20 protein-coding genes are annotated in these 26,458 nt (G+C 61.4%); 8 read left to right on the forward strand and 12 right to left on the reverse strand.

Annotated elements, in window-relative coordinates:
* Positions 1-324: 324 nt before the first annotated feature.
* The 6 genes from ACQK2L_RS10860 (at position 325) to ACQK2L_RS10885 (ending at position 5,679) form a co-directional block, all read left to right on the forward strand.
* The gene (locus tag ACQK2L_RS10860; RefSeq protein WP_425396985.1) at positions 325-1,032 is read left to right on the forward strand and encodes a PEP-CTERM sorting domain-containing protein; all 708 of its coding nucleotides are present in this window, start codon (positions 325-327) and stop codon (positions 1,030-1,032) included.
* 51 nt (positions 1,033-1,083) lie between these two features.
* Positions 1,084-1,959 carry a PEP-CTERM sorting domain-containing protein gene (locus ACQK2L_RS10865; protein WP_425396986.1) on the forward strand — a complete coding sequence of 292 codons (876 nt, stop codon included), beginning with the start codon at positions 1,084-1,086 and terminating at the stop codon, positions 1,957-1,959.
* A 222-nt stretch (positions 1,960-2,181) separates the two neighbouring features.
* Positions 2,182-3,015: a phytanoyl-CoA dioxygenase family protein gene (locus ACQK2L_RS10870; protein ID WP_425396987.1), complete on the forward strand. Its 834-nt coding sequence runs from the start codon at positions 2,182-2,184 to the stop codon at positions 3,013-3,015.
* 69 nt (positions 3,016-3,084) lie between these two features.
* The gene (locus ACQK2L_RS10875; protein WP_425396988.1) at positions 3,085-3,462 is read left to right on the forward strand and encodes a hypothetical protein; all 378 of its coding nucleotides are present in this window, start codon (positions 3,085-3,087) and stop codon (positions 3,460-3,462) included.
* Positions 3,463-3,561: 99 nt separating this feature from the next.
* Positions 3,562-4,323, forward strand: coding sequence for an MIP/aquaporin family protein (locus ACQK2L_RS10880; protein WP_425396989.1), 762 nt, complete (start codon positions 3,562-3,564; stop codon positions 4,321-4,323).
* A 9-nt stretch (positions 4,324-4,332) separates the two neighbouring features.
* Entirely contained in the window at positions 4,333-5,679 is a 1,347-nt protein-coding gene (locus tag ACQK2L_RS10885) for an MFS transporter (protein WP_425396990.1), read from the forward strand.
* Here the strand turns inward: ACQK2L_RS10885 and ACQK2L_RS10890 are convergent.
* Complete coding sequence (locus ACQK2L_RS10890) at positions 5,666-6,334, reverse strand: 3-keto-disaccharide hydrolase (RefSeq protein WP_425396991.1); 669 nt, start codon at positions 6,332-6,334, stop codon at positions 5,666-5,668. The genes ACQK2L_RS10885 and ACQK2L_RS10890 overlap by 14 nt on opposite strands.
* A 265-nt stretch (positions 6,335-6,599) precedes the next feature.
* Between ACQK2L_RS10890 and ACQK2L_RS10895 the strand changes: the two genes are divergently transcribed.
* Positions 6,600-7,292, forward strand: coding sequence for a PEP-CTERM sorting domain-containing protein (locus ACQK2L_RS10895; RefSeq protein ID WP_425396992.1), 693 nt, complete (start codon positions 6,600-6,602; stop codon positions 7,290-7,292).
* A 10-nt stretch (positions 7,293-7,302) separates the two neighbouring features.
* Here the strand turns inward: ACQK2L_RS10895 and ACQK2L_RS10900 are convergent, their stop codons facing one another.
* The 11 genes from ACQK2L_RS10900 to ACQK2L_RS10950 all read right to left on the reverse strand — a co-directional run bounded on the left by ACQK2L_RS10900 (position 7,303) and on the right by ACQK2L_RS10950 (position 24,784).
* The gene (locus tag ACQK2L_RS10900; protein ID WP_425396993.1) at positions 7,303-8,742 is read right to left on the reverse strand and encodes a sulfatase family protein; all 1,440 of its coding nucleotides are present in this window, start codon (positions 8,740-8,742) and stop codon (positions 7,303-7,305) included.
* 125 nt (positions 8,743-8,867) lie between these two features.
* Complete coding sequence (locus ACQK2L_RS10905) at positions 8,868-9,623, reverse strand: YebC/PmpR family DNA-binding transcriptional regulator (RefSeq protein ID WP_425396994.1); 756 nt, start codon at positions 9,621-9,623, stop codon at positions 8,868-8,870.
* A gap of 46 nt (positions 9,624-9,669) precedes the next feature.
* Entirely contained in the window at positions 9,670-10,599 is a 930-nt protein-coding gene (locus ACQK2L_RS10910; protein WP_425396995.1) for a hypothetical protein, read from the reverse strand.
* 101 nt (positions 10,600-10,700) lie between these two features.
* The gene (gene rbfA / locus ACQK2L_RS10915; protein ID WP_425396996.1) at positions 10,701-11,135 is read right to left on the reverse strand and encodes a 30S ribosome-binding factor RbfA; all 435 of its coding nucleotides are present in this window, start codon (positions 11,133-11,135) and stop codon (positions 10,701-10,703) included.
* Positions 11,136-11,225: 90 nt separating this feature from the next.
* A complete protein-coding gene (gene infB / locus ACQK2L_RS10920) occupies positions 11,226-14,021 on the reverse strand; it encodes a translation initiation factor IF-2 (RefSeq protein WP_425396997.1) in 2,796 nt (931 codons plus the stop codon).
* Between the two features lie 297 nt (positions 14,022-14,318).
* Positions 14,319-15,716, reverse strand: coding sequence for a transcription termination factor NusA (gene nusA / locus ACQK2L_RS10925; RefSeq protein WP_425396998.1), 1,398 nt, complete (start codon positions 15,714-15,716; stop codon positions 14,319-14,321).
* A gap of 287 nt (positions 15,717-16,003) precedes the next feature.
* Complete coding sequence (locus ACQK2L_RS10930; RefSeq protein WP_425396999.1) at positions 16,004-16,609, reverse strand: hypothetical protein; 606 nt, start codon at positions 16,607-16,609, stop codon at positions 16,004-16,006.
* A gap of 57 nt (positions 16,610-16,666) precedes the next feature.
* Positions 16,667-17,605, reverse strand: coding sequence for a DUF1559 domain-containing protein (locus ACQK2L_RS10935; protein WP_425397000.1), 939 nt, complete (start codon positions 17,603-17,605; stop codon positions 16,667-16,669).
* 55 nt (positions 17,606-17,660) lie between these two features.
* Entirely contained in the window at positions 17,661-19,271 is a 1,611-nt protein-coding gene (locus tag ACQK2L_RS10940) for a hypothetical protein (protein WP_425397001.1), read from the reverse strand.
* Positions 19,272-19,683: 412 nt separating this feature from the next.
* Positions 19,684-22,851, reverse strand: coding sequence for a GH116 family glycosyl hydrolase (locus ACQK2L_RS10945; protein ID WP_425397002.1), 3,168 nt, complete (start codon positions 22,849-22,851; stop codon positions 19,684-19,686).
* A gap of 34 nt (positions 22,852-22,885) precedes the next feature.
* The gene (locus tag ACQK2L_RS10950; RefSeq protein WP_425397003.1) at positions 22,886-24,784 is read right to left on the reverse strand and encodes a hypothetical protein; all 1,899 of its coding nucleotides are present in this window, start codon (positions 24,782-24,784) and stop codon (positions 22,886-22,888) included.
* Between the two features lie 295 nt (positions 24,785-25,079).
* On the opposite strand from ACQK2L_RS10950, the gene ACQK2L_RS10955 reads away from it, so the two are divergent.
* Entirely contained in the window at positions 25,080-26,387 is a 1,308-nt protein-coding gene (locus tag ACQK2L_RS10955; protein ID WP_425397004.1) for an aminotransferase class V-fold PLP-dependent enzyme, read from the forward strand.
* Positions 26,388-26,458 lie beyond the last annotated feature (71 nt).

Here is a 26,458-nt window from a genome sequence, read left to right on the forward strand (position 1 = left end):
GGTAAAGTAGTTGAATTAGGGGGGCACCGCGGTTTTTGCGGCGTTCCCCGGCGTGCCAGCCGCTCCCGCAGCACGGGGAGGAACAGCGGCTGGCCGCTGACAGGTGTGTTTCTCTGGTGCCTCGTTGGCGTACCTGGATTGCAGGTTGGCCGAGCACCAACTTGTGAGTTTTTCAGTCGAAGGGGTCTCTAGCGCACGCCTTCTGGGTGTTTGCGAACGCGACGCTATGCGTCTTTCTGGCGACCGTCTTCTCGTTGCTGCGGCGGATTCCACTTTCAATGCAGCGAAGATTTGTTCTCTCTTGGATAATGAAAGGTGAGTCTAATGAAGAAGTTGAATTTGGTTGCTGCCATTGTGCTGCTGGTTGGTACGAGCGCAAATGCCGCCACGATGCAGTTTGATTTTGGCAACGGTACTTTCGAGGCGGGCGGCAACTACAATCTGGTCTACTCGGCTACATCGCACAATCTTCCCAACGCCGTCGATTCAACCGGCGCAGCGACCGGCATCTCGATGGTGACGGCTGGCTTCCATGAGTTCGGCGGCAACGAAAGCGGCACCAACGCTCCCGCCGGCGACGCGGCAGGCCTCGATCCCAACGCCACGATCGACAGCCTCTACGGCCACGCCAACGCTGGTTGGGGATCGGCTCCGCCTCGAACCACCGGCACCCTGACCATGAGCGGCCTGGACGGCAGTGGCAACACCACCTACGACTTCTCGTTCTTTGCTTCGCGTATGGGTGTAAGCGATGTCCGCGACGCCCGCTACACGGTTGCCGGCTTGAACAGCGGCGACGACGTGCTGGACGCCGCCAACAACACCAGCAACCTGGCGTACGTCAACGGCATTACTCCCACGCCCGCCGGCGAGATCGTCATCACCGTGGAGAAGGGCCCCAACAACAGCAACGGCGTTGGCTTCTTCTACTTGGGTGCCATGGAAGTGACGAGCACCACGATTCCCGAACCGAGCACGATTGCGCTGCTGGGCTTGGGTGGAGTGCTGCTGGCTCTGCGCTATCGCCGCTAACGGCGGTCTAGCGATTCATTGTTTTCAATGTACTTCTGGAGCCAATGTCGCATGTTACGTTACTTTCTAGCTTGCTGTGGGGCCGCGTGCCTCGTGGCCTCAACTGTGTCGAATACGGCGCAGGCGATCGATATCCTGTACTACGGCAACAGCTTCACCAACGCGAGGTGCTGCGGCGCGTCGCGCTCGGTGCCAAGTTTGGTGTCGGACATCGCCGTCGCGGCCGGGCATCCCGCGCCCAACTATTTCAACGCGGCGGTCGATGGCCAGTCGATTTCGTGGCACTTGGCGAACAACACCGCGCCCATTTCAAGCGGCATCGGCGCTGGCGAGGAGTGGGAGTTCGTTGTGCTGCAGGACTTTTCCACCAACCCAACGCACATCGGCAATCTGCCGCTGCACCTGTCTAGCACACTTGCGATGTACCAACAGGTTGCCGCGCACAGCGCGGATGTGACGGCCGTAATGTACGAGACCTGGGCCCGCGGCCCGGGACACTCGTTCTACACCGGTGGAAGCCCCGCGTTTCCTGGTGGCCCTGCCCAGATGCAAGCGGAACTCCGCGATGGGTATCTCATGTCGACCGATAACATCATCGACAATGGGGGCGCAGCGCTTTACGCCCCGGCTGGCGATGCGTGGGAGAACGGCGGCTTTCCGTTGAACTTCTACTCGGGCGACATCTACCATGCCAACAACCGCGGCACGCTGCTCAACGCCCTGGTGCTGTACGGCACCATCTACGACGATCCGACCACTAGCGACATCGACTTGTCGGGCGTGCTTGGTTCGTTGGGTTTGTCGGAGGCCGACGGCATGTTGCTTACGTCGATCGCCGACGCCACGATGGTGCCAGAGCCCAGCAGCGTAGCGTTGGTGCTGTTGAGCAGCGGCGCGGCACTGGTTTGGTACCGCCGCCGAAAGTAGACCTCCGAGACGAGGAACTCTCATTCTCTTGAGTATTCTGGACCTTCCCTAGCCCGAGCAATCTTGCTCGGGGCTAGCTGGTCCTTGCAAACTGGGAAACCGGATCTTTTAACCGCGAAGTTGAGCCCCTTCTCCCGTTTAATCGGTATGATGGTCCGTACGCCCGGCGTTCGGCAATGCGCGAGGGTTGTACCGACATATAACTGAGTTGGAGATATCAAAATGCACGGCAAAGTGCTGAGCGATGATCAGATGCGGGCGTATCAACAGGACGGTTACCTGATCCTCCGTGGGTTCTTCCAGCAGGAGGAAATCGAGCGACTGGGCGCCACGGCGCGTCGCGACCAACAGCTCGACGAACACCAACTCTCCAGAGCCGATGGGGAAGGGGGGCAAACGCGGCTGGCGGTCTGGAATCAGCCAGGCGACGGTCTGTACGGGATGTTCGCCCGCTGCGAGCCCATCGTCGGCCTGGCAGCACAAGTGATCGGCGAAGAGCCGTATCATTTCCACTCGAAGATGATCATGAAGCAGCCGCAAGTCGGCGGAGCCTTCGCTTGGCACCAAGACTACGGCTATTGGTATCACCACGGGCTGCTGCGATCCGATACGTGCAGCGTGATGATTGCGGTCGACAAGGCGACCAAAGAAAACGGCTGCCTGCAAGTACTGCGCGGCTCACATCACCTCGGCCGCATCGATCACATTCGCAGTGGCGAACAAGCGGGCGCCGACCCCGAGCGCATCGCCGCGCTAGGCGACCAGTTGGAGTTGATCTACTGCGAACTCGATCCGGGCGACATCATTGTCTTCCACGGCAACACCTTACATCGCTCGGACGCCAATCGCTCGGACCATCCCCGCTGGTGCATGATCTGTTGCTACAACGCACGCACCAACAGCCCGTTCAAGGAGTCGCAGCACTCCTCCTATGAGCCGATCGACGTTGTACCGCGCACCGCCATCATGCAGTGCGACACCGACGGTGGCGGAGCCGCGTGGCTGGAAAAGAGCCACGCCCCCACGTCTGACGAACTGGCCGACTCGACAAGCTAGAGCGGAATACATCCGTGTTTCATCGGTGTCAATCCATGGACATGGTGTCCCAATTCCCAGGCTGGTTGCATGGATGATTCGAACACCACACCGCTTCCTCGGTTGGGCAGTATTGTGTTGGCGGTGACGATGCACATGGTGGCGCTGGTCGCGTTGCTGATGGTGTTGATCTTTGTAGTGCCGCAACTGCAGCAGTTGTATGAGGATTTGGACCTACCTCTTTCGCACACTGTCATCGGATTGGTAGCGTTATCGAAGTACGCCGTCTGGTACTGGTATGCCATCGTCGGCGTGGTGCTGGTGGCCGACATTGTGATCGTGTGCCTCTTAGGCTGGAACCGGTTTTTGGCGGACAATGTTCTGCCACTGGCGAATTACGCAGTGTTGCTGGGGACATTGCTGGTGGTTGCCCTGATGATGTGTACGCTGGTGACACCGCTTCAGTAGCGGGACTCTCCACAGCCAGTGCGCCAGCCGTTATAACCGTGTCTTCCGCGCTGCTGGTTGCGCGGCGCTGACTCCAGGACACGAATCAAGGCGGTCTCGATGGAAAAGTACCTCGGCGAGTTTCTGGGAACCACGCTGTTGATCCTGCTTGGTTGCGGGGTGAATGCCAACGTGTCGCTGCCGCTCACCAAGGGGCAGGGGAGTGGCTGGATCGTCATCTCCTTTGGTTGGGCGATGGCCGTGTTTGTCGCCGTGTGGTGTGTCACCGACATGAGCGGCGCGCACATCAACCCGGCCGTGAGCGTTGGCCTGGCTGTCTCCGGCGAGTTGCCATGGGCGGAACTTCCCGGCTATGTGATCGCGCAGATGTTGGGCGCCATCCTCGGCGCGTCGCTCGTGTGGTTGGTGCATCGAGATCACTTTGCCGCCTGCGACGACCCGGGCGCCAAGCTGGGCGTGTTCTCTACCGCGCCAGCGATCCGCAACTACCCGCTCAACGCGCTCGCCGAGGCGGCCGGCACGTTCGTGCTGGTGCTGGCCGTGCTGTTGGCGGTCGACCCGTCGTTCGACTTTCCTTCGCCGATTACCCCTGGCGCTGAGGAGCCTGTCACCGCCGAGGTTGGTCTCGGCGCGCTCGGTGCGCTTCCGGTTGGACTGTTGGTGCTGGCCATCGGCTTGTGCCTCGGCGGCCCCACGGGCTACGCGATCAATCCCGCACGCGACCTCGGACCTCGCATTGCTCACGCGATCCTGCCGATTGCCGGGAAGGGCGATAACGACTGGCCGTACGCGTGGGTGCCCGTGGTCGGTCCAATTGCCGGCGCGGTAGTCGCTGCGCTGGTCGTTAAGATGATCGGGTGACCCTAGCGCATGACGACCGATAACGACTCGCCTCAGGAACCCGAAGAGCCTGGCGCGGAGTTTTCACCAACGCATCCCCTGCTGATTCCGGCGTTCTGTTCGTACTTGATGGTGAGGCTCTTCACCATTGTGAGCGCCACTGGCATGCGGCTGATCATCGCTTGGCAAGCCTACATTGTCGCTCGCGACACGATGTCAACAGGCTGGGCAGCGGCCGTGCTAGGGCTGATCGGACTGCTCCAGTTCGTACCACTGCTTGTCTGCACGCCAGTTGCCGGTCTGGTCGCCGATAACATCAAGCGGACCCTGATCGCCAAGACAACTCTACTGCTCCTGATAGGCGTGTCGCTCGTGCTGGCTGTGGCTAGCTACGGTGGTTGGGTGAGCTTGCCGCTCATCTTCTTTCTGGCCACCATGCTGGGCGCGGTCCGCGCGTTTCAGGGGCCGGCCATCGGTGCGCTGGCGCCAAATATCGTGCCGCCGTTGCTCCTGCCGCGGGCGATTGCCTTCAGTTCCATCACCTGGCAAACAGGCGCCATCGTGGGTCCTGCGATTGCCGGCTATGCCTACGCGTGGGCGCCGCACTACGCCTATTTGCTGAGCGCGTTGTTGTTTGGTCTGGCGCTAGGGGGACTCGTGCTGGTGGGGCACGTGCCGCAAGCTCCGCCGCAGAAAGACCGCCACCCGGTGCGACAGATACTCGACGGGCTGCTCTACGTGCGCGGCAATCGACTGGTGTTCGGCGCGATCACGCTCGACTTGTTCGCGGTGTTGCTCGCTGGCACCACGGCGCTGCTACCGGTGTACGCGCACGACCTTCTGCACGTTGGTTCGAAAGGACTGGGGCAACTGGCCGCCGCGCCGGGCATCGGCGCGGCGCTCACGGCGATTTGGTTCTCGTACTCACCACTGAAGTACAACGTTGGTCCCAAGATGATGTGGTCGGTAGTGATCTTTGGTCTCGCCACGATGCTGTTTGGCGCAACTGCGTTTATGCCAGAGTCGATTAGCCTCAACGTCGCGCTCGCCGCAATGGTGTTGTGGGGCGCTGCCGACATGGTCTCGGTGTTCGTGCGCCAGACGCTCATCCAAATCCACACGCCAGACGCCATGCGCGGCCGTGTAGGCTCGGTGTCGATGCTCACCATTTCGGCCTCCAACGAACTGGGCGAAGCCGAAAGCGGTTTCCTCGCCGCGCTCATCGGTCCAGTGGCCGCGGTAATCGTCGGCGGCGCCGGTGCCATCCTGGTGACTCTCGCCTGGCTACGGCTGTTCCCGGAGCTCCGCTACGCACGGAGTTTTGATCCGCCGGAGGAGTTGGAGAAGCAGTCCGAAGGCGGGCTCACAGCTTCTTAATCCGCAAATTCCGCCAGCGAACTTCGTACGGACCCTCATTCGCGCCGATAGAGTGCACTTGCAGGCCGATGAAACCTTTGGGGTGCGTCTTGTAGATCTCCTCGTGGGTGAGATCGTAGATCAGTTGGCCATTGATGTAGGTCTGGATCCGCGGACCTTTGGCCACCACGCGGTAGTGATTCCACTCGCCGTCTTTGAAGTGCTTGTGCGGCGTTCGCTTGTCGTCCGGCACCAGCCAACCGCGACCGGTAGCTTCGCCGTACACGTATCCCGCCTCGGCGCCCTCGCGCCCGCTCGCTTCAATCTCGACCTGCGGCCCATTCACGCGTCCCGTGTTGTAGACGGTCTTGTCGGGCCCCTGTTCGGTTTGCGAGCGAATCTGCACGCCGGAATTCAGCCGGTTGTGCACCTTGGTTTCGAACTCCAGTTCGAAATCGCCGTACTCCTCGACCGAGCAGAGGAACGAGTTGGGGCTGCCGGTGTTTGTGCGGCCCACGATGGCGCCGTCTTCGACGCTGTACTTGGCCGAGCCGTTCTTGAGCGTCCAGCCTTCCAGTGTCTTGCCGTTGAACATCGAAGTCCACTCGTCCGCCGCGCAGGTGTGACAAGCAACTAGCAGGAGCGACAGCGTACAGCACAGGTGCAATCGAGACATGAGAGGGCTCGCCTGGTGGGGAGAAAGGGGAGGTGGGAGGAGTGCATTATAGCCCACCGCATAGGACACAATCAAAGGTCTTTCGACCGGAGGTCGACCGGAGTGTAAGACTGGGTTTTTCGGTCGCTTGGGCCGCTAGCTGACACTCGCGCGCCAAGTGCAGCCTGCGTTGCAGTTCGATATGGTGTAGCACTCAGTAGACGGCTATCATGCGGCTGCAATATTGAGTCTTCAGTTCCGGAACAGAAGTCTAGGAAGAATCAGAATGACAACCACTCCGAATTACTTCCTGATAGCCTTAGTGGTCACGCTAATCGGTTGTAAGTCATCCAAGGCTGCGACAGCCAGATTTCAGTTCGAGGCCGTGGTCGCTAGTGCTGATATTTCTTCGCCGGCATCTTTGCCATTCACCATCAATGAGAGTGATACAATTCGAGGTACATTCTCTGTGCCGATGGTTGAGTTTATGTCAGGCGACATCGAGGGTATCGAGATTACAGCTGAGATTCAACAATCTTCCCTTGCGATACAAGACGCTTACGGCCGGATGCGTTCCAATTTCTACATTGGGGATACCGGTGGCCCCCCAGTGTTCGGACCATTTGATCTCATCGCCCTTGGCTGTTACTCAGCAGGACTCAATGACTCCCTCACCTGCATCCATGGCGAGGTGCCGGGAAGCAACCAAATAGAGTGGCGGCCAACTCTGTTGTTCCAAGACGATGTTTTGCAAGAAGGTGCAGCATTGTCGGATGTTGGCACTTGGCGGGCATTTCCAGTGGGATTGCTAAGCATTGAGTTTGCCACGGGAGACGAAGTGGTCGTTGGCTCTCTCGCCGCACAAGTTACAAGCGTCTCAGCGGTCCCGGAACCGAGTGCAATGTTCCTGATGGCAGCCGCAGTTGTTGCCGCAGCATCTTCTCGTTGCCGCCAGTTTCGCAAGGAGCGATCTCTCTGATGGGGAACTCCTAGTAACCATTTTTCTCCAGATAGGCCTTCAGGTACTTCGCACGGTAGGGATAGCCATCAAACGGCGCATCGCCTTCGCTAAACCGTGGATCGCCGGTCGATTGAAGGTACTCCACGAGCTTGCCACGGAGTTCGGCGACCGTTTCGGCGTGCTCTGGATCGTTGGCCAGGTTGTTTATCTGGTCGGGGTCTGCCTGGCAATCGTAGAGTTCGATCGGCGGCCGCTGGGCGAATGACAGGGCGTAGAAGGGTGCGTACTCGGGGTCGTTCTGATGCTCCACCAGGAAGGTCTTTGTGGGACCAGCGTCGCAATCAGCCAACGAGTCGTACGGGTGCGTCGAACCAGTGGCCACGCCGGCCGGCCAGCGGTCGGGCTCGGAATTCATAATCAACAGCCAGCGATCCGTGCGAATCGCGCGGGACGGATAGCCGTCCATCGAAGGCATCTTCTGCGCCGGCGTGTGCCGCTCGCGGCCGTACACGACGTATCCGCGCTCTGCGTCGTCTTCGCCGGTGGTCGTGACGCTCACGAGCGACCGACCAGTCATCTCTTCGGGCACCTCGACGCCGGCCGCTTCGAGAAACGTCGGTGCGAGGTCCGTCAGCGAGACGAACTCGTCGAATCGTTGCCCTGGCTTGATCTGCTTGCCCCACCGCACCGCCAGCGGAACGCGCGAGCCCCAGTCGTACAGGTTGCCTTTGCACCGCGGGAACGGCATGCCGTGGTCGCCGGTCATCACAATGATCGTGTTGTCCAGCTCGCCCGCCTGCTCGAGCAACTCGATGGCCGCAGCAACGTCGCTGTCCCACCGCTGTACTTCCCAGTAGTAGTCGGCGATGTCGCTACGCACTTCGGGCACATCGGGATAGAAACTCGGCACCGGCACCTTGGCCAGATCCATGCCGGACTCGGCGCCGCTACCTTTCTTGTACTTGCGATGCGGGTCGGAGGTGCCGAACCAGAAGCAGAACGGTTTGTCCTTGTCGCGCTGGTTGAAGAACTTGTTGAACGTCGAACCTGGGCCGCAAGGGTGTTCGGTGTAGCCGAGCGCCGTGTGGTCGCCGGGGCCCCATGCTTTCCGCCAGTGCCCGATCTCATAGCCTGCGTCGCGCAGCAGGAACATGAAGTTGGGATGCTTGGGATCGAGCGAACTGTGCAGGTTCGCGCCTTGGTCGAGCCGGTAGAACTGCTGCCCGGTGAGCATCGCGTTGCGACTCGGCGTGCAGGAGGGGCTGGAGATGTAGGCCCGATCGAACAGCGCTCCCTCGCGCGCGAGCCGATCGAACGTCGGTGTCTGCACGACCGGATCGCCATACACGCCCGCGTGGGGCCATCCCCAATCGTCCGCCAGGCAGAAGAGAATGTTGGGCCGCTCGCTGGCCAGCACACCGCTAGCGAGGGACAACAAGACGCACAGCATCACCGCTCGTTGGAACATGAGGGACTCCGGTTGCGAGACTGAGTTGACTCGATCAATAGCGTTGGTAACTCAGGGGGCTGGGCTACCGCAAGACCTGTGCGCGTTTTCGATGCTCTCTCGCTCTGGGGCGTTCAGAGCAGCGATCAATCTTCCGCGTCGATCTCCGCCATTACTTCGTCCGAGATATCGAAGTTCGCCGCCACGCTTTGCACGTCGTCGTGGTCGTCGAGGCGTTCCATCAGTTTCAGTACGTTGCGGGCGTCGCCGACGGCCAGGTCGATGGTGTCTTTGGGCACCCAGGTCAGTTCGCGGCTCTCGGTTTCGAGGTCCGCCGCGGCCACTGCGTCGCACACATCAGAATAGGCGTCCGGTTCGCAGGTCACCTCGAAGCTGTCGCCATCGCGGCGCACGTCGTCGGCGCCGGCTTCGATGGCCAGTTCCATCAGCGACTCCTCGTCCGTCTTGTCGGCCGAGATGAGAATCACGCCTTTGCGATCGAAGGTCCAGGCCGCGCACCCGGTTGCGCCGAGCTTGCCGCCGCACACTTCGAACATTTTGCGAATCTCCGGAGCCGTGCGATTGCGGTTATCGGTCAAGATGTCGCACATGATGGCCACGCCCGCCGGGCCGATGCCCTCGTACAGCACCTCTTCGAGGTTGCCGCCGTCGAGTTCGCCAGTGCCCTTCTTGATCGCTCGCTCGATGTTGTCCTTGGGCATCGAGACCGCTTTGGCGTCGTTGATAGCGTAGCGTAGCCGAAGGTTGGCGTCGGGGTCGCCGCCGCCCATCCGCGCAGCGACGATGATGGCCTTGGAAAGCTTGCTCCACAGCTTGCCGCGCTTTGCGTCGACGGCCGACTTTTTGCGGGCGATGTTCGCCCAATGCGAATGTCCTGCCATGATCAGGGAGAAGGGGTCAGGGGTCGGGTGTCAGGGCGATCAGTTCTTAGCGCGGTTTGCGTTTGACTTTCTTCTTCTTTTTGGTCGGGGCGGCTTTCTTCTTGCCGGCCGTGGAGGAGGCTTTCTTGGCCACCTTCTTTTTGACCTTCTTCTTCGCCTTCTTGGTTGGTGCGGGGGCCGCCGGTGCTGGGGCTTTCTTCACCTTCTTCTTCTTGGTCGGCTTGGCGTCGCCAGCCACCTTCTTCTTGGCCACCTTTTTCTTCTTCTTCGGCTTGGCCGGCTCGGGCTCGGGAGCAGGTTTCTTGGGCAAGCGGCTTTTGCAATCGGGGTCGATCGCCTGCAGCAACTTCTTGGCCGACTGACCGTACGGGTTCTTGCCGACTTCCACACCCAGCTGGTGCAGAATGGTGCCCATCTCCACGCCCTTGCTCTTCGGCACCGCCCGCTCCAGGCCGGGGATGTGCCAGGCGTCGGCTTCTTTCTGGCTGATGATGTCGAACACGCGGAAGGCGGTCAGCAAACCCTGGTTGGCGGGGATGGCGTGGCCGCCCAGTGCGTTTTGCGTGACGAACGCCACTGTGAAGGGCGAGGTCCCTTCGTACTTCTCGATGGTCTTGGTCGCCTGGCCCAGGTTCTGCTTCTTCAGGTGTTCCAGATCATAAACGTACACCGACTCGAACACGCTGTGCAGCGCGCGTTTCAGGCGTTCCGCGGCCGACTCAGGGTCGTTCAGCGCCTTGAGCGTTTCGGCGAGTTCCCGCTTGGTGCTTACCCGAACTTCGTTCCAGTCGAAGTACTCGGTTTTCAGTCGCTCGAAGGCTCCTTCGGCCGCTTCGTGCGACGAGTTCTCCAGCAAGCAAGCGAAGATCAGGTGCTCGATCAGCGAACGTTCTTTCGGCACGTTGACCGGCTTAAAGTGCTTCTTGATCTGACCCAAGAGCTTGGTGATGCGTGTGCCACGGTTTTGTGCTGTCATGGTTGCCCCTAGGTCGATCCACTTCTCTGTTGTGCTGGTGAGGCGGGCCGCTGCCCGCGGGCGACCGGCGGTTGCCGATCTTGCTGGAAACTCTTCCGTGACTAGTTATCCGCCTCGTGCGGTGGGTTTTCGATGTCCGCCGTGTCGTCCGCCACCAACTTGTCGGTGGCTTCGGCGGCGCCTTGCGTCTCGTCCTCGGGCAGCACCTCTCGGAGCATCTTGCTGATGGCGATCGACTGTTTGACTCCTTGATCGAGTTCGAACTTCAGTCGCGGCGTGTAGCGTGTATCGATCCGTTGGGCGATCTTCGACTGCAGGTATCCGGCCGAACTCTCCAGGCCCTTCAGGCAGGTTTTTTGCTTGCTCTCGCTGCCCATCACCGACACGTGAACCTTGGCACCTCGCATGTCGGGCGTGACTTCCACGTAGGTGACGGTCACGTCTTCGATGCGCGGATCGTGCAGGTCCGTGAGGATCGCCATGCTGACGACCTCGCGAATGGCTTCGGCGGCTTTTAAGACTCGACGGGAGGGCATAAGGCGTTGGTGTGGGGCTGTTCGACGAAAGGCCGGCTAGCATGCGGCAGTCGCACCAGCCACCGTGACTCGGCACGGCGGGCTCAGCGGCTACTCGTCAAACGTACGGCCGATCTCCTCTACCTTGTACACTTCAAACAGGTCGCCTTCCTTCACGTCGTTAAAGCCGGCCAGCTTGATGCCGCACTCGTAACCTTCGCGCACCTCCTTGGCGTCGTCCTTCTCGCGGCGAAGTGTATCGATCGCGTAGTCGCCAATCACCGTGCTGTCGCGAACCACTCGGGCGCGGCCGTTTCGCTCGATCGCACCCGCGAGGACACGACAACCGGCCACCGCGCCGATACGGCTAATGCGGAACACCTGCTGCACCAGGGCACGGCCGAGTTCGACCTCGCGTTCCTCGGGCTTCAGCATGCCTTCGAGGGCCAGCTTCAGGTCGTCGGTGATCTTGTAGATGACGTCGTAGCGGCGAATCTGCACGCCCAATCGGTCGGCCAACTGCCGCGCCTTTTCGTCGGGCACGACGTTAAACGCCAAGATCACCGCGTCGGAAGCATGCGCCAGTTGCACGTCGCCCTCGGTCACACCGCCGACGGTCGACAGCAGCGTCTTGAGCTTCACCTCGGGGTGATCGAGCTTGGTGAACTCCTTTTGGATCGCTTCGAGCGAACCACGCACGTCGGAACGTAGGATCAGGTTGAGCGTCTGCACCTCGTCGGTGTGCTCCAGCCGATCGAACAGGTTCTCGAGCGTCACGTGTACCGGACCCGTGCTGCCAAGCGACTCCTTGCGAGCCTGGTCGCGGCGCGACTCGGCCAACTCGCGCGCCTGGGCAATGTCTTCCAGTACATAGAAGTGTTCGCCGGCGGCCGGCGCGACGTCCAAGCCCAGAAGATTCACAGGCGTGCTGGGGCCGGCTTCCTGGATGCCGACTTCCGGACGCAGCGTGTCGAACATGGCTCGCACTTTGCCGAAGGACTCGCCGCACACGACGTTGTCGCCCACGCGGAGGGTGCCGTTCTCGACAATCACCTTGGCCACCACACCATGGCCGGCTTCCTGCTGGGCTTCCAGCGAAGTACCGAGCGCCGGTCGGCTGGGGTTGGCCTTGTATTCGTGCAGGTCGGCCACGGTGAGCAGCGTTTCGAGCAAGTCGTCCATGCCCTCGCCAGTGATGGCGCTGGTCTTCACGACTTCGATATCGCCGCCCCACTCACTGGGTTGCAGGCCATTGGCGGACAGGTCGGCCATTGCCTTATTGGGGTCGACGCCAGGGATGTCGATCTTGTTGAGCGCCACGACGATGGGCACTTCGGCCGCCTTGGCGTGGCTGATGGCTTCTTCGGTCTGCGGCATCACCCCGTCGTCGGCCGCCACGACCAGAACGGCGATGTCGGTCACATTGGCTCCGCGAGCACGCATCTCGGTAAACGCTTCGTGGCCGGGCGTGTCGACAAACGAGATGCCCGCCCCGTCCTTCTCGATTTGATACGCACGAATGTGCTGAGTGATACCGCCGCTCTCGCCGCTTACGACGTCGATGCCAATCAAGCGGTCGAGCAACGAGGTCTTTCCGTGGTCGACGTGACCCAGGAAGGTGATCACCGGCGGGCGGGGTTCCAGCTCGTCTTCGGGATCCTCGGTGTCGCGAATTGAGGTGAGGATCTGGTCTTCCAGCGTGACCGCTTGCACGAAGTCGACATCCACGCCCAACTCGGCGGCGACGAACTCGGTGAGTTCCTCGTCCATCGTGTCGTTGATCTTCGCCATCACCCCTTCTTCCATGAGGATCCGTTGGATCTGCATGGCGGGGATGCCAGCCGCTTCGCTCAAATCGCGAACCGTACATGGCAGTTGCACTGCGACGCGTTCCTTTCGCGGAGCGGCCGTGCTGGCGCCGCTGCGACGCGCGGTGCGGCGAATAGTGCGCCGCGAGCGTCCACCACCACCGCCCTCTTCGTCGTTGCCGCGGTTGCTGCGACGGCGATTGAGCTGGCGCTGTTCGCGTCCACCCAGCATGGGGCGGTTTTCTTCTCCGCCACGCCCACGGCCTTTGCCGCGGCCATGTTTCTTGTTGTCTCCTTCTTCGCCGTCGGTGAAGCCGCCGGTCTTGCGCGCCTTTTCGGCTTCGAGATTCCGCTCGGCGCGGCGCATGATGCCCGCTAGCGGCTTGTCGCCGGCCTTGCCTCCCAACACTTCGGCCGGCAGTCGCATATCGGGCTTCTGAGCGGCTTCCTCTTTCTTGGGCTTGGGCTTGGGCGCTTCGGTGGGGCTGGGAATTGGCGCCAGCTTGATCGCCGGGCGTGCGCGCCCACCAGCTCCGCCAGGCTTGGGCTTCTTCTTTGGTTGCTGTCCCACGACCGGCGGCTTGCCTTCGGCAGCAGCGCCGGGGCCGATGTAGTCTTCGCGACGCACCATACCTGCCAGCGGGCCTTCGCCTTCGGGCGATGGCGAGGTGTCTTGCGCCGCGGTTGGTTCTTCGACTTGGGGGGGCGCCTCGGCTACTGGCTGCTGAGCCTCGGCGGCTTCCGGAGCCTCTTGCGGCGCGGTGGTCTCTTCGGACTCCGTGGCTTTGGCCTCGCGGGCTGCTTTCACCGCTTCCAGAGGGGTAGCCGACTTGGGCGTGACGATCACTTTCATGCGATCGCTTTGCGCCGGACTCTGCTTGGGTCGTTCCATCGCCGGCGGCGCGCCGGAGGCCTTGGTCGGCTTGGCGGACTTCTTGCTGCCGCCATCGATGTACTGTTTGACCTTCTCGACTTCGCTTTCGCTCAAGCTGGCAAGCGCAGAACCCTTGCCGGGAATACCGGCGCGCGTGCAGATGTCAGCCAGCTCTTTCGTGTCAAGTTTTAGCTCTTTGGCAAGAGCGTAAATGCGAACCGCCAAGATGCGTTCTCCATTCGGCCTCGGTTCTCGTCGACCGCTGCTCTACAAAGCAGCCCCGGTCGCGTCGCCCGTCGGCCTGACAAATCGGTCACCGAATCATAGCCACGTCTCCCGTGATGATTGCGGATTAAAACTAAACTGTATTGTACGTTACGTTAACTCCCCGGCCTGGCGGGCCCCCATCTGGTCGTTGCGCCAGTGGCTTGGAGTCTCGCGCGTGCCAGGGAAAAATCTCAGGGAGCAAAACAGTCCTCTGAGGCAGCAGCTTTGCTAAGCCGCCGAGCCCTGTACTATCGGCTACGCGGGGGGCTGTTGTCCAGCGTCCGCGGCCTGTTTTTCGCTCTCTTCCCCCTCTTCGGCAGCCGATTCGGTCCCGTTGGCCTCTGCGGCCTCCGGCTCCCCACCTTCGGCAGCCGTTTCGGCTTCGCCGTCGCCCTCGCCTGGTTGATCGCCACGTGCCTCGGCAGCGGCAGCCTCGGCTTCGGCCACTTCGGCCGCCAGCCGCTCTTGTTCACGTTTCTGCCGACGGGCCTCGGCGGCAGCTTCTTCGGCGGCCTCGGCTCGCTCTTCCGCCTGTTCCACGATCAAATTAACCGTTTCTTCACTCAACGACCCCATTTGCATCAGGTCGTCGGGCTCGATGATCGACAGGTCGTCGTAGCTCAGGAAGCCCTCTTCCACGAGCTTTTCTGCCACTTCGAGCGTCATGCCCTCCAGCTGGCTGAAGCCATCGACCGCTCGATCGATCGACTCGGCCAACTCCTCCTGAGTCATGATTTCGATGTCCCAGCCCGATAGCTTGCTAGCGAGCCGCACGTTCTGGCCACGGCGGCCGATGGCCAGCGACAGTTGGTCTTCGCTCACCAGCACGATCGCCCGACCGAGCATCCGGCACAGGATCACCTGCTCCACGGTGGCGGGCGACAGGGCATTGGGGATCAGAACCTCCAGGTCCTCATCCCAGCGGACGATGTCGATTCGCTCGCCGGCCAACTCGTCCACGATGTTCTTGATGCGGTTTCCACGCACGCCGACGCAAGCACCGACGCAGTCCACGCGGGCGTCGCTGCTGGAGACGGCCACCTTCGAGCGGTAGCCTGGCTCGCGCGAGATGCCGCGGACCTCGATCACGCCGTCGGCGATTTCGGGAATTTCCTGCTCGAACAACCGCTGCACCAAGCTGGGCGAGCGGCGGCTGAGGATTACCTTCACGCGGCTGCCGGCCTTGCGAACCTCGTACACGGTTGCCCGAACCCGCTCGTTGGCGTGGTGCGTCTCACCGGGGATCTGCTCGCTGCGGGGCAGGATGGCTTCGACGTTTGTCAGGGCCACGGTGGCCGCGCCGCCCTCGTACCGCTGGATAATACCGCTGACCATGTGGTTCAGCAGCTCTTCGTACTCGTCGTACAGGGCGTCCCGCTCCGCTTCGCGGATTTTCTGGATCATCACCTGCTTGGCAGTCTGGGCTCCGATGCGGCCCACGGCCTCTTCCGACTCGAGTTCCTCGCCATCGATGCTGGCACGGATGGTGCCGTCCTGGCGGTCGATGTTGACGATGATGTCCGACTCTTCGCCGTAGTGCTTTTTCGCTGCCGAGACGAGGGCCGCTTCAATGCCCTCGAACACGATTTCTTTGTCGATGTTTTTGTCGCGGTGAATGGCGTCGACGATTCTCAGCACTTCGCTGGCGTTCATGGCAGTCCTGTTTCCCGCGGCCTATTCGCCTACCGCGCGAGGCAATTCGAGTTGTCGGATTGTGAGTCGGATTGTAGACCGCCTGAGCGGGGTGGTCTCGACCTGCTCGGGGCGACGAAACCCGTTGTAGGATCAAGACTTAAAGTCAGGCGGTAATCCGCTAGCCTAGCTTGCTGAGCGGGGGGTGTCAACCGGGGCGACGAGGCCAGCGAGCGTTGCCTCGCCGGGACAATAGAATCCCAATCGCCATTCGTGGATGCTACAGCATGAGCCAAGCTTCGCGCCGGCTAGGGTTTCGACTTCACGCGAATCACCACAGGGTCGACCTCGTCCAATCGACCGATGTCGAGCCCCAGACTGTCATTCTCGAGTTCAAGATCGAGCTTGGGGTGGCTGACTTCGACGCGATAGAGACCTAGCTGAATTCCGCGGCGGTCCTTCCACTTCTCGCCCTTGAGGTCGTTGGGTATGTGGAAGTAGCCGTCTCGGTGCTCCTGCGACTCGCCCATGCCCGGCAGGATGGCGCCGTTGTGAACCTCTTCGGGCACGAGTTGAACGCTGACCTGCGAAATCTGGCGGCCTTGGTGCATCACTTTGAACCCCACCACCCCGATGGCCACATCGCGATCCACCCACTTCTGGGCGCGCTGCTCAATCTCCTCGATAGTGAGCGCTCCGTCGCCATCGGTGTCGTACCGATCCCACCTTGAGGCGATTCCGGGTAAGCTCGCGGCTTCTTGCTTCGAGAGGCTCGCGCTCGAGTCCGCATCGGCCGCTGCGACCACGGCCTGGGCGAAACTCGGCGGATTGTAGTCGGGAACCGAGATGCCAATATCGTTGCCGCCACAACCCGGAAGCACAATGAGTAGCGTAAGTAGCAGGCGCTTGGACATCGCGAGAACCTTCGGGGCCGAACTGATGGATTGGGGTGAACGCCATCCCGGCATGCGCTACGGCGCGGCTTCATCACCCACTCTGCCATCCTTGCGATTGGCCATATTGATGTGCAGGTTGATGTCGATGTCGTAGGCAAAGCGGTTGACCGATCCGTCGCACAGCGCCATGAAGAACCCGCCTGGGTGTGCGCTGCCGAAGTTCTCGTGGATCACATCTCCTGGGAGGTCTTGGTCTTGCTCGGGTTGCAAGTACGCCCATCGCATGGAGTCGTAGTCGTCGGCTGCAAACGGACCCTGATTGTCGCCCTTAGAGCCTCCGTTCTCGATGAATCGAGTGTTAATGGCCTTTTCGCCCATCAAGTAAGTGTTGCTGGTGCCGTCCGGAAACTGACGCAAGCTGAACTGGTGCCGAAACTTCGTGACGCCCGTGCAAAGCTCGTGATCGGTGTTGGCCCTCGAGTAATTGTCGTGCCCACCGTTCACCGCGTAATCGACGCGGCACCCTTCGACCAGAGGATTCGACCCGGTAGGGCGCTGGATAAAGATCTTGGGGTACGTTTGGTCGATGGGGTAATTCTTCGCCGGGCGGCGGCTGGGGCAGTAGTGCACGGCTAGCGGCGTGCTGAGCCGAATGACGTTGGCTTCGCGCTTGGCGTTTCCTTTGAGTCCCGTGCCGAGATCGAAGAGGGCTTGCTGCTCGTAGTAGGGCAACAGGGAGTAAGCCCAGCCACCGGGTTGATCGATTCCCACCCCTTTGTCTGGGTCGGGGGCGTGTCCGATTTCCGTGCCAGCCGAGGGAAAGGCGTCATTGGTCTCGTGAAACAAATGGAAGGCGAGCGCAAGTTGCTTCAGTTGGTTCTTGCATTGCGTCGCTCGGGCAGCTTCCCGCGCGGCCTGCACGGCAGGCAATAGCAGGGCGACCAGAATGCCAATGATCGCGATGACGACCAACAATTCCACCAGCGTAAACGCTTGTCGTTTCATGTTTCGCATGTGCTCTCGTTGTTCCATAGAGTCCAAGTTTATTTGGGTCCGATGAAATGCCCGGCTAGCTCGTCTTGGGCGACCGGGCGTAGAAAGTGAATCCCGCCAACAGCAGGCCAAGGGCGGCGACCAGCGATGAAGGTTCGGGCACAGCAACAGACCCGGATGCGGAGAGGGGCGCGCTGACCTTAAGCAGTTCGAAGGTCGTGGCGTTCATCGATTGGCCCAAGCCGGCGACTGCGCCAAGATTCGATTTCCAAATCTCGTAGTCTTCAACGGTCACCTCGCCGGGCGTGGCATTCGGGTCTTCGTTTGGTAGTGCCATGGTGGCGCCGAGGTTGTTACGCCACACGGTGTAGTCCGCCAGATTCACAGTGCCATCACCGTTGTAGTCGCCGGGTGCCTGAGTGGGACTCGAAGTGAAGTCGCCATGCTCGGTGGCCACAAACACTTCGACGGTGGATGCGAAGAGGTCTTGGAAGTAGATCACTTCCACGCTGTGCTCGCCCGCCTCGAGGAACGTCGCCCCCAAGAAGTTCTGGGCTCCACCAGCTCGATCGGCAGAGACGACGACTTCGCCGTCGATCAATAGCTCGCCGCCGTCGTTCAGAAGCATGCCGAAGGTGACCATGCCGGATGAGGTGAGGTTGATGGTTCCGGTGGCGCTGATCACAAAGTCTTCCTGATACTCGAAGAACTCGTCGTTCCCAAACTGGCCATTGAACGAGGTGCCATCGATAAAGGACGCGCCGAAGTCGTTGAAGTTGATCGTCTCGTACGAACTGTTATCAATGATCTCTTCGTAGAGGATGTTCTCATTGCTGGAGGGCTCCTCCAGCAGTTGCCTGGCCGCTGCTACGCTGAGCAATCGGTAACCACCTTCGGCGCTGGGATCGAACATCCAACGATTGGTAACGTTCCAAGTGCCGCCCCCGGTGAACAGCGAACCACTTTCCGCATGTGGAATGCTCACGTGATCCAGCGCAACCGCACCCCAGCTTCCGTGGGCTGTGTCGATCAAGTCGAGCGTAAAGGTCTCGCCCGGGTTGTTGGCGATGATGGGTTGCAATTCAGTGGGAGTGAACGCAATCTGGTCCCAGCCTGTCCTGGAGTTGTTGGCCCTCGTCTCCTGCATCAGGTACGCCCCGTCGCTCTCGCGACGCAGGGCAATGCCCAGGTAGCCATTGCCACTATCGGGGTTGGTGCTGGACGACTCGGTGGGCAACGTCGAGAAGTTTGTGGGCACTAGCGCGGCGTCGCCACCCGACCCTGCGCCATCGCCGCCCAAGAGCCATGCCGCAATCTGTTCGCCCGGCACCAGCGAGAAGGTGGGCGATCGGTACACCATGGGTGCGTCGTGCGCCTGATCGCGCTGGTTGAACGGATTGACTGCTACCATGAAGGTTGGACTCGGCAGCGCTTCTTCCCAGCCCCAGGGTCTGTGATCGCCATTGCCTTGGCCCAGCGGGTCCGCTTGGATGGTGAATTCCAAAGCAGGCGAAGTTGGCAGGAGGACGCTCGACCATCCTTGGCTAGTTCCGTCGTCGAAGTCATAGATCTTCACTTCCGCATTGGCTAGCAGAGGAAGGTGGGCAACGAATGCCGCGGCGACACACGCCAGAAGGCAGCGTCGCCAAGCGAAGGTTGTGGAAGCATAGGTGCATTTAAAAAGCATCGTACTAGACCTTCTCAGAGTTAGTGGCAAGTAGGAATCGAGGTCCTGTGAGAAGCGAAAGCACCAGCGAGTATAGCCACTTTACATGAATCTCCAAGAAGCAAAAACAAAACGAGTCCGAATTGTTTGCACGCATACATCGAGCCGATAGGCTTCTACGTTATCAGACAATATTCTTCCGATTTTTCACGAAATTGTGGTGGGTAAAATCGTGAGTTTCGCTCATATATGAGATGTGCCCCTACACTTGCCCCAACCCTGGCGGAGTTCGGGCGGGGCAAGCCAAGCGACAAGGCGGTTGGCTCAAGGGTCAGACTCACATCGCAGAAGGCTTCGACGGAGGATGAGGGCTCTAGATGGAATCCTATCAAGAGCTAAATTCGGAGAGATGACGAAAGAAAGTTGCTAGCCGCTAGCCCACAACGCAAGTAACCTCAATCGCCTGCCCCGCTTCGATGGTCGTTTCCGGCAACTCAAGCACCAACCGGCCGTTTACCAGTTTCACCGAGTTGGCTGCGATTGGCTCGTTGTTAACGGCGACTTTGGTTTTCGCGGAGTCGGTTACGTTCGCGCCGTCGAGCTCTAATTGCGTTAGATGCAGCTTGCCCCATGCTAGTTCCACTCGGCAGGTGCGCACTCCATCGGCTTCGCGTTGGTTGAGCGAGCCCCAGCCTTCGGCGGCGGTGAAGAAGGCGCGGAACTTGTCCTGCTGCATTCGAGGGGCGAATCGTAGCACTCCCTGCGGGCCATCGTAGTGGTAGCCACACACCGCTAGCAGGCAACCCCAGGCGGCCATCGATCGTGCGTAGTGCTCGCCGCATTCCACTTCGTTGAACGGGTTCTGGCGGATGCCGTTGTAGCGGTCGTGGATGCCGCGGACTATGGCCATGCCTTGTTCCACCTGACCCTCGTAGATCATGCCGGCGGCGGTGTGGTACTCCACGCCGTTCCAAACTTCGTTGCGATACGACAGTTCCGTCTTGCCGGGGCGGGGCGACTTGGGCCACGTGCAGACGAACAGTCCTGCTTCGCCTTGGCGAGCGTACCATCGCCAAGGTGCGTGCAGCTTGTTGTAGGCACCCACGTCCGGTGTCCAGTTGTACTTGTACACGGCCGACAATGCGGAGCGCACCTGTTCGGGCTCGTACAGGTAGCCCAAGCCGACTTGATGCGCGAGGCTCTGGCCCATCATTTGATCGGACAGGCAGCCCTGGCCGTATTGGCGACCTTCTCCCGGCATGACGTCATGCATAAAGTACTCGCCGTTGAACAACCGCTCGCCGCTCTTGCGCTTGCCGGCTTCGAACACCTGTCGGCACTTCTCGGCGAACGCCCCATCGCCCACGATGCTGGCCATCTCGGCTGCCGCGCGGAGTGCGCCCAAGTACAGGGAGCCAATCAGCGTGTTCGGGCCGTAGAAGTCGTTGTCGTAGGTGTTGTGCTGGCGGTCTTCGATCAGTCCGTCGTTGTTCGCGTCGCGCTCGAGGCAGAACTCGGTTGCCTTCTTCACCGCGGGCCAGATGCGCTTGAGGAACGAGTCGTCGGGGCTCATCAAGTGTTCGCGGTAGGCCCGCATGATGGTGCCCGCCTGGCCGTCGGCGGCGTAGCGGGCTTCGACCGTGTAGCTGTCGCCGCGAAAGCTGATGATGCCGGTGGGTCCGAGCCCCACGCCGAAGTCTTGCATCTCGCGGACCGAGCGCTCCAAGTCGGGGAACAGTCGGGCGAGGGCTTGCTCGTAGTTCCACACGTGGGTGCAAGTGCCACCGCAGCAGCCCACGCCTTCCCAACCCCACAGCCGGCCATTGCTGCGAACGTGCACCGTTTCGGTGGCCAGGATCGAGGGCGTCTGCCCCACGCGCTCCAGGAACCACCACGGCAGCGTCGAGTCTTCGTAAAACGTGCGATGGTACAGACGCGTGTCGCCTGCCAGGCGGTCGTAGTTTTCGTCGACGTAGCGAACCACATCACTGGCGGAGCTGAACAGCGTGGCGTAGTAGTTGCCGATGTTCTCGGTACCAAGCACCTCCTTGTTGTGTTGGCCGTTGCGGAGGAACGGCCCGCGGCGGATCGGGAAGTGCCATGCGAGCAGGAACCGCAAGGTCTTCCTTTCACCCGCGGCCAGCGAGACCGTGGTGCCGAGCGCGCCAGTGCACGTTTCGGCCAGCGGATAAGCCACCTCGGTTGGGCCGTCCCCGTCACTCAGCAGTCGCTTTACGTCGAGCGGCGTTGCGGCGTCGGCCGTGGCCCGCACGTCATCGCCGTCCAGCAGCGCCAGGCATGCCGTGCCGAAATCGGATTGATCGACGAAGTCGCCCACGCCGTTGCGGTGCTCGTCCGCCTGCTCGATCGTGTCGACGTTAATATGTCCCCACGCGCCGGTCGCGTTGTCGACGATTTCGATGCGGGCGGGCTTGCCCTCGTGCGCGGCAACGTCCCAAGTGCTCCAGGCGAGCGTTTCGGCGTCGCGCCCTCCGGTTCGCTCGACCTCTTTGCCTTCGACCAGCAGCCGCAGGTAGGTATCGCGCCGCGCATTGCCGCCGCCCACCAGGAAGTTGATGTACTTTCGCTGAATGGTGAACTCGGGAGAGCGCAAAGTGCCGCGGGTGCGGTCGTTGGGCCGGTAAGTGTTCACCAGTTGTTCGCCCTCGAAACCGCTCACCGGGTTTTGCCTGCCGATCGCTCCATCGGCTGGGGCATCACCGAGCGCGTCTCCGGAGGCTTGCCAGTCGCCGTAGTCGTCGCCCTCGAAGTTGGCAAGTTCGATCGCCGGTCGCGGGGTTGCCTCGTCGGGGCGTGCGATTGGCGGTCGACCAGCGAACTCCAAGGCGGTTGTGTCGCCCTGTCGCACCACGCGCTGCGTTAACTGCCCTTCGACCTGGGCGTCGCGGGAGAGAACGCCTACTGGGTTTTGCAGGTAGCCGAGCAAATCGACTTCCATCGCGGCATTGGTTTCGTTCTGCAGCGTGAACTCCATGAGCGTCGCTGGCAGCATCGAGTCGTTGGAACTGAGCGGCACGAACGGCGAGAATGCCTCCATGTCGATCGCCAGGCCGAGGCCTTCTTCGCGATAGAGCACGCGATTGATGGGATACTGGCCGATGAACTGCACTTCGGGATAACCGCGGCGATCCAGCGTGCGGACCTGCTGTTTGGCCCCTTCGCGGCGGACCCGCACCGCGTACCCTTGGCGAAGTTTCCGGCCGGACAGCGGGCGTTGGTAGTTGTCTCGGCGGCCGGTTTTATTCCAGCGGTTGTGGATCCACCAGCAGTCGAGCGTGCCATCGCCGGTCACGTACAGTTGACCCGCAGCCACGCCGCCTACCGGCATGCCGACCCGTTGGTTGGTTTCGCCCTGGTAAACGCGCGGTTTGCCCCGCGTGCTGAGCGACTGGAGCCAGTCGGGCGCTAGTTGCTTGTCGGCTGGCACTTCGTGCGGCGCGCCCTGCTCGGCGGCGAACGACTGCTGCGAGAACGGCCCCGCGACCAGCCCCATCGCAGCGCTGCCGGTGGCCAGGAATCCGCGCCTGCTGAGATTGATAACGGGAAGGGACTCTTGCTGACCGCCCTGGTTGTTTTGCATCTTGTCCGCCCGCTGAGTGAATCCGAAATGCTAGTTACCGTGGCGATATTGTATCGCCGGCTTGCGCCACCTCGACCTCTTCATTCTCTGGCCGCTTCAGCACCAGCGTCGCGTCGCCCAGCACGTTCCAGAAGTAAGATCGCTTGCGGCCGATCTCGCCCATGTGAGGCTTGCCCTTCGCGCCCGACTCGTAGGCGAAGTAGTCACTCCACGCGGTGCCGAACGTCTCGCCACGGCCGAGCGATTCGACGAAGCCGCGCGGCTCGTCGTAATAGACCTTCGCCCTGCCAACCAGCGCTAGCCCGTTGCCCATCAGCAGCAACGCTTCGGCGCTTTGATAGCGGCCGTAGTCCCGGTGAGTGAACGGCAACTTGCTGGCCCCGTAGGGAGAGACGGAGTCGCAGCCGGTGTGGTGATAGAACGCGGGTTCTTCGGCCACTTGATCGTTTTCCCACAACGACCGCAGCAGGAACCAGTTGAGCATACCGCGTCCGCACGCGGACGACAGCGAAGGCTCGAGTCGATTGCCGCGCGGAGTCCACGACCAGATGTTGCCGGCGAGCATTTCGTCGAGCTCGCCGACATTACCGCGGCGGAACTGGCTACCCTGCGGGAAGGTGTGCGCGCGGACCGTGCGAAGGATGGCCGGGTAGTTGATCCACTCGGCGAACTGGTCGAGCTTCGGACGTCGGGCGACGTTTGCCAGGGATTTGTCCGTGTGCGGAACCCAGTCGTCGGCCGCGCGGCGCATCACGCGGTAGCCCGAGGGCAGATCGCACGAAATGGACGAAGGCCGCCAGGCCACGGTGGCCTCGCCGGTGCGGTAAGCGTGGTTGCGCTGGAAGTAGTCGACCAGCAGTTCGAGTTCCATCTGTGGGTTGGCTTGCCACACATCGTTCTTCCAGCCGGGTACCTTGTCTTTGCTGTCGAATGCGACCGCTTGTGGCTTGCCGTTGGCGTCGAGCAGCTTCTCGCCGGCGGTGCCGACAATATCCTCGCGGGGGCTCCAGGCGATGCCGGCGGCGTTCACCCGCGACACGACGATCTCAGGATGCGAAATCACGTTCGGCAGTTCGCGATCGGCCGGCGTGCATTCGCGATTACTGGTCTCGTTGCCCAATCGCACGATGGTCTTGCCACCCTCTTCGGCTGGTTGTTCAATCGTGAGCGAGCCGTCGGCCACGTGGAAGCAGTCTTCGTAGCTTCTGCTACTGGTTTGCACGTCCAGCACCTCGCCACCTTCGGCGGGAATCTTGCCTTCGAACACGGCGGTGATGCTCTCGAAAGCGGTCTTCGGCTGAACGTACAGATCTTCCCAGTGCCCATCGAGGTCGGCCAGCACGATGTCGCATCGGCGAGCCACCGGCTCGGGTACGCGGCGCACGTAACGCACCTTCTTGTAGCTCGCCTGGTTTGGCTTCTTGTTGTGCAACGTGATGTTGCCGCCTCGGTGCCAGTTGCAAGTTCTCACCAGGAACGCATCGGGAAAACGCCCTACCAGCACCACTCCGTTCAGTTGATGATCACGGTGCAGCTCGCGCAATACCTCGCGCAGCGCGAGCAGGTACTCTCCATCGCGGTGAACGTCGCTCGGTGCGAAGTCGATCGCCAGCACATCCGCCGCGTAGCCTTCGGACTTCAGGTCCGCGGCCCACTGCACCAGGGCGGGTTGCAACTTCGCATCGGTATCGTTGTCGATCAGGCGATGCTCCACCAACAGCACCATCCGTCCGCTCGGTTGTTCGGCACTCTCGGCGGCCAGTGGCTTTAGCGACTCGATCTCCAGCGTCCCGTCGCCGGTGCGATCATACGACGAGTACTTGGCACAAACATCGACCAGGGAAGACTCAGCCGCCAAGGCAACACTTGGCAAAAGCATCGACACAACACAACAAAGCAAACGCGCGAACTGCGGCACGAGGGAAACTCCCATCACGTTTTAGGCGGGACGACCCAGGCGGGTCGCGAAGGGGGGCGGGGAGCGGCAGTTGCCGCTGGCATATTATTTTACGTTCGGCACGCCCCCCGCGGAAAGAGCGAAACCAGACACGAAATACCGAATTTGCCGTAGTTGCCCTCCTGTAGCAACCGTCGCCAGACGGTGGATGCCATGCAGCTGACATTGGCTGTCCCTGATGCCATGCGTTTGGGCCATCCAAGCTCTGGCGAGCGTAGTTACGGACGTCCACAAGTTGGCGGACCCCCTCTACTGGTGTATGCTCCCACGCATGCAGACTCCACCCGAACCCTCGCCCGAGGCCAGGCACTGGCGGCTCGCGCCGGGGCTTACCTATTTGAATCACGGCTCGTACGGCGCGTGCCCCATCGAGGTGCTCGAAGCGCAAGCCGCGCTGCGCGAGTGGATGGAAGCCGACGCAGTGTCGTTCTTGAGCCAAGAACTGTTCGGGTTACTCGACCGCTCGCGACAAGCGCTGGTGAGCGTGATGGGCGGGCGGGCCGAAGACTATGTGTTCTGCCGCAACGCAACGACGGCCATCGCCACGATTCTGGACAACGTCGCGCGGGGGCATGGACTCATTGATGATCGTCCTCTCGCAGCGGGCGACGAACTCCTGGCGCTCGACCACGAATACCGCGCGTGCCTGAACAACCTCGAGCGCACCGCCGAGCAAACCGGCGCGAAGGTCGTCGTCGCCGAGATGCCCATCGAGCGCGACGGAGGTCCGAGAATCGATGGCGAGCTAATCACCCAATCGCTATTGTCCGCCGTGACACCGCGCACGCGCGTTTGTCTGCTCAGCCACATCACCAGCGCCAGCGGCGCAGTGCTGCCAGTCGCCAGTATCGTGCGACAGTTGGAATCGCGCGGCGTGGTGACGATCGTCGACGGTGCTCACGGCCCTGGCGCGGTAGAGATCGACATCGAGAGCCTTGGCTGCGCGTTCTACACTTCGAACTGCCACAAGTGGCTCTGCTCGCCCAAGGGCTCGGCGCTGCTGTGGGTGCGGCCTGACCTGCAACCTGGCTTTCGGCCGCTCGTGCTCAGTAACCACGCACAAGCATCGGCCACCTTGCCACTCGGTGCCCAGGCGCGCAGTCGCTTTCAAATGGAGTTCGACTACACCGGCACCGACGACTACACGGCCGCCGCCGCGATTGCCGATGCGGTCGAAGTACTACCCAAGATCGCCGGCTGCGACTGGTCGGGCATCGTCGCCCGCAATCGTTCGTTGGTGCTGAAAGCCCGGGACTTGATTTGCACTAAGCTCGGCACTGAAGCTCCTTACGCCGACGCACTTGTCGGCCCGATGGCAACCATCCCGCTGCCGATCGTGCCGGAACCGAACCGCGAGAAGCTGCTCGCCCGAGAGACCTACTTCGCCGACGCTCTGCAGGACGCGCTACTGACGCGCCACCACATCCAAGTGCCGATCATCCGCCCGTCGAAGCCCGGCCAGCCATGGAACGGCCGCCGATACGTCCGCATTAGCGCGCAGCTTTATAACAGCTTGGAGCAGTATGAGTATTTGGCGGAGGCGTTGGCCGCGGAGCTTGCGCGGGAGTTGCACGCCTAGGAGAATTAGTCGCGGATTGGCGCGGGTTGGAACGGATCTTCGCGGATTTCGAAATAGTATTCAGATCGGCG

Origin of the sequence: Aeoliella sp., assembly GCF_965227375.1 — a bacterium.
Taxonomy (GTDB): Bacteria; Planctomycetota; Planctomycetia; order Pirellulales; family Lacipirellulaceae; genus Aeoliella.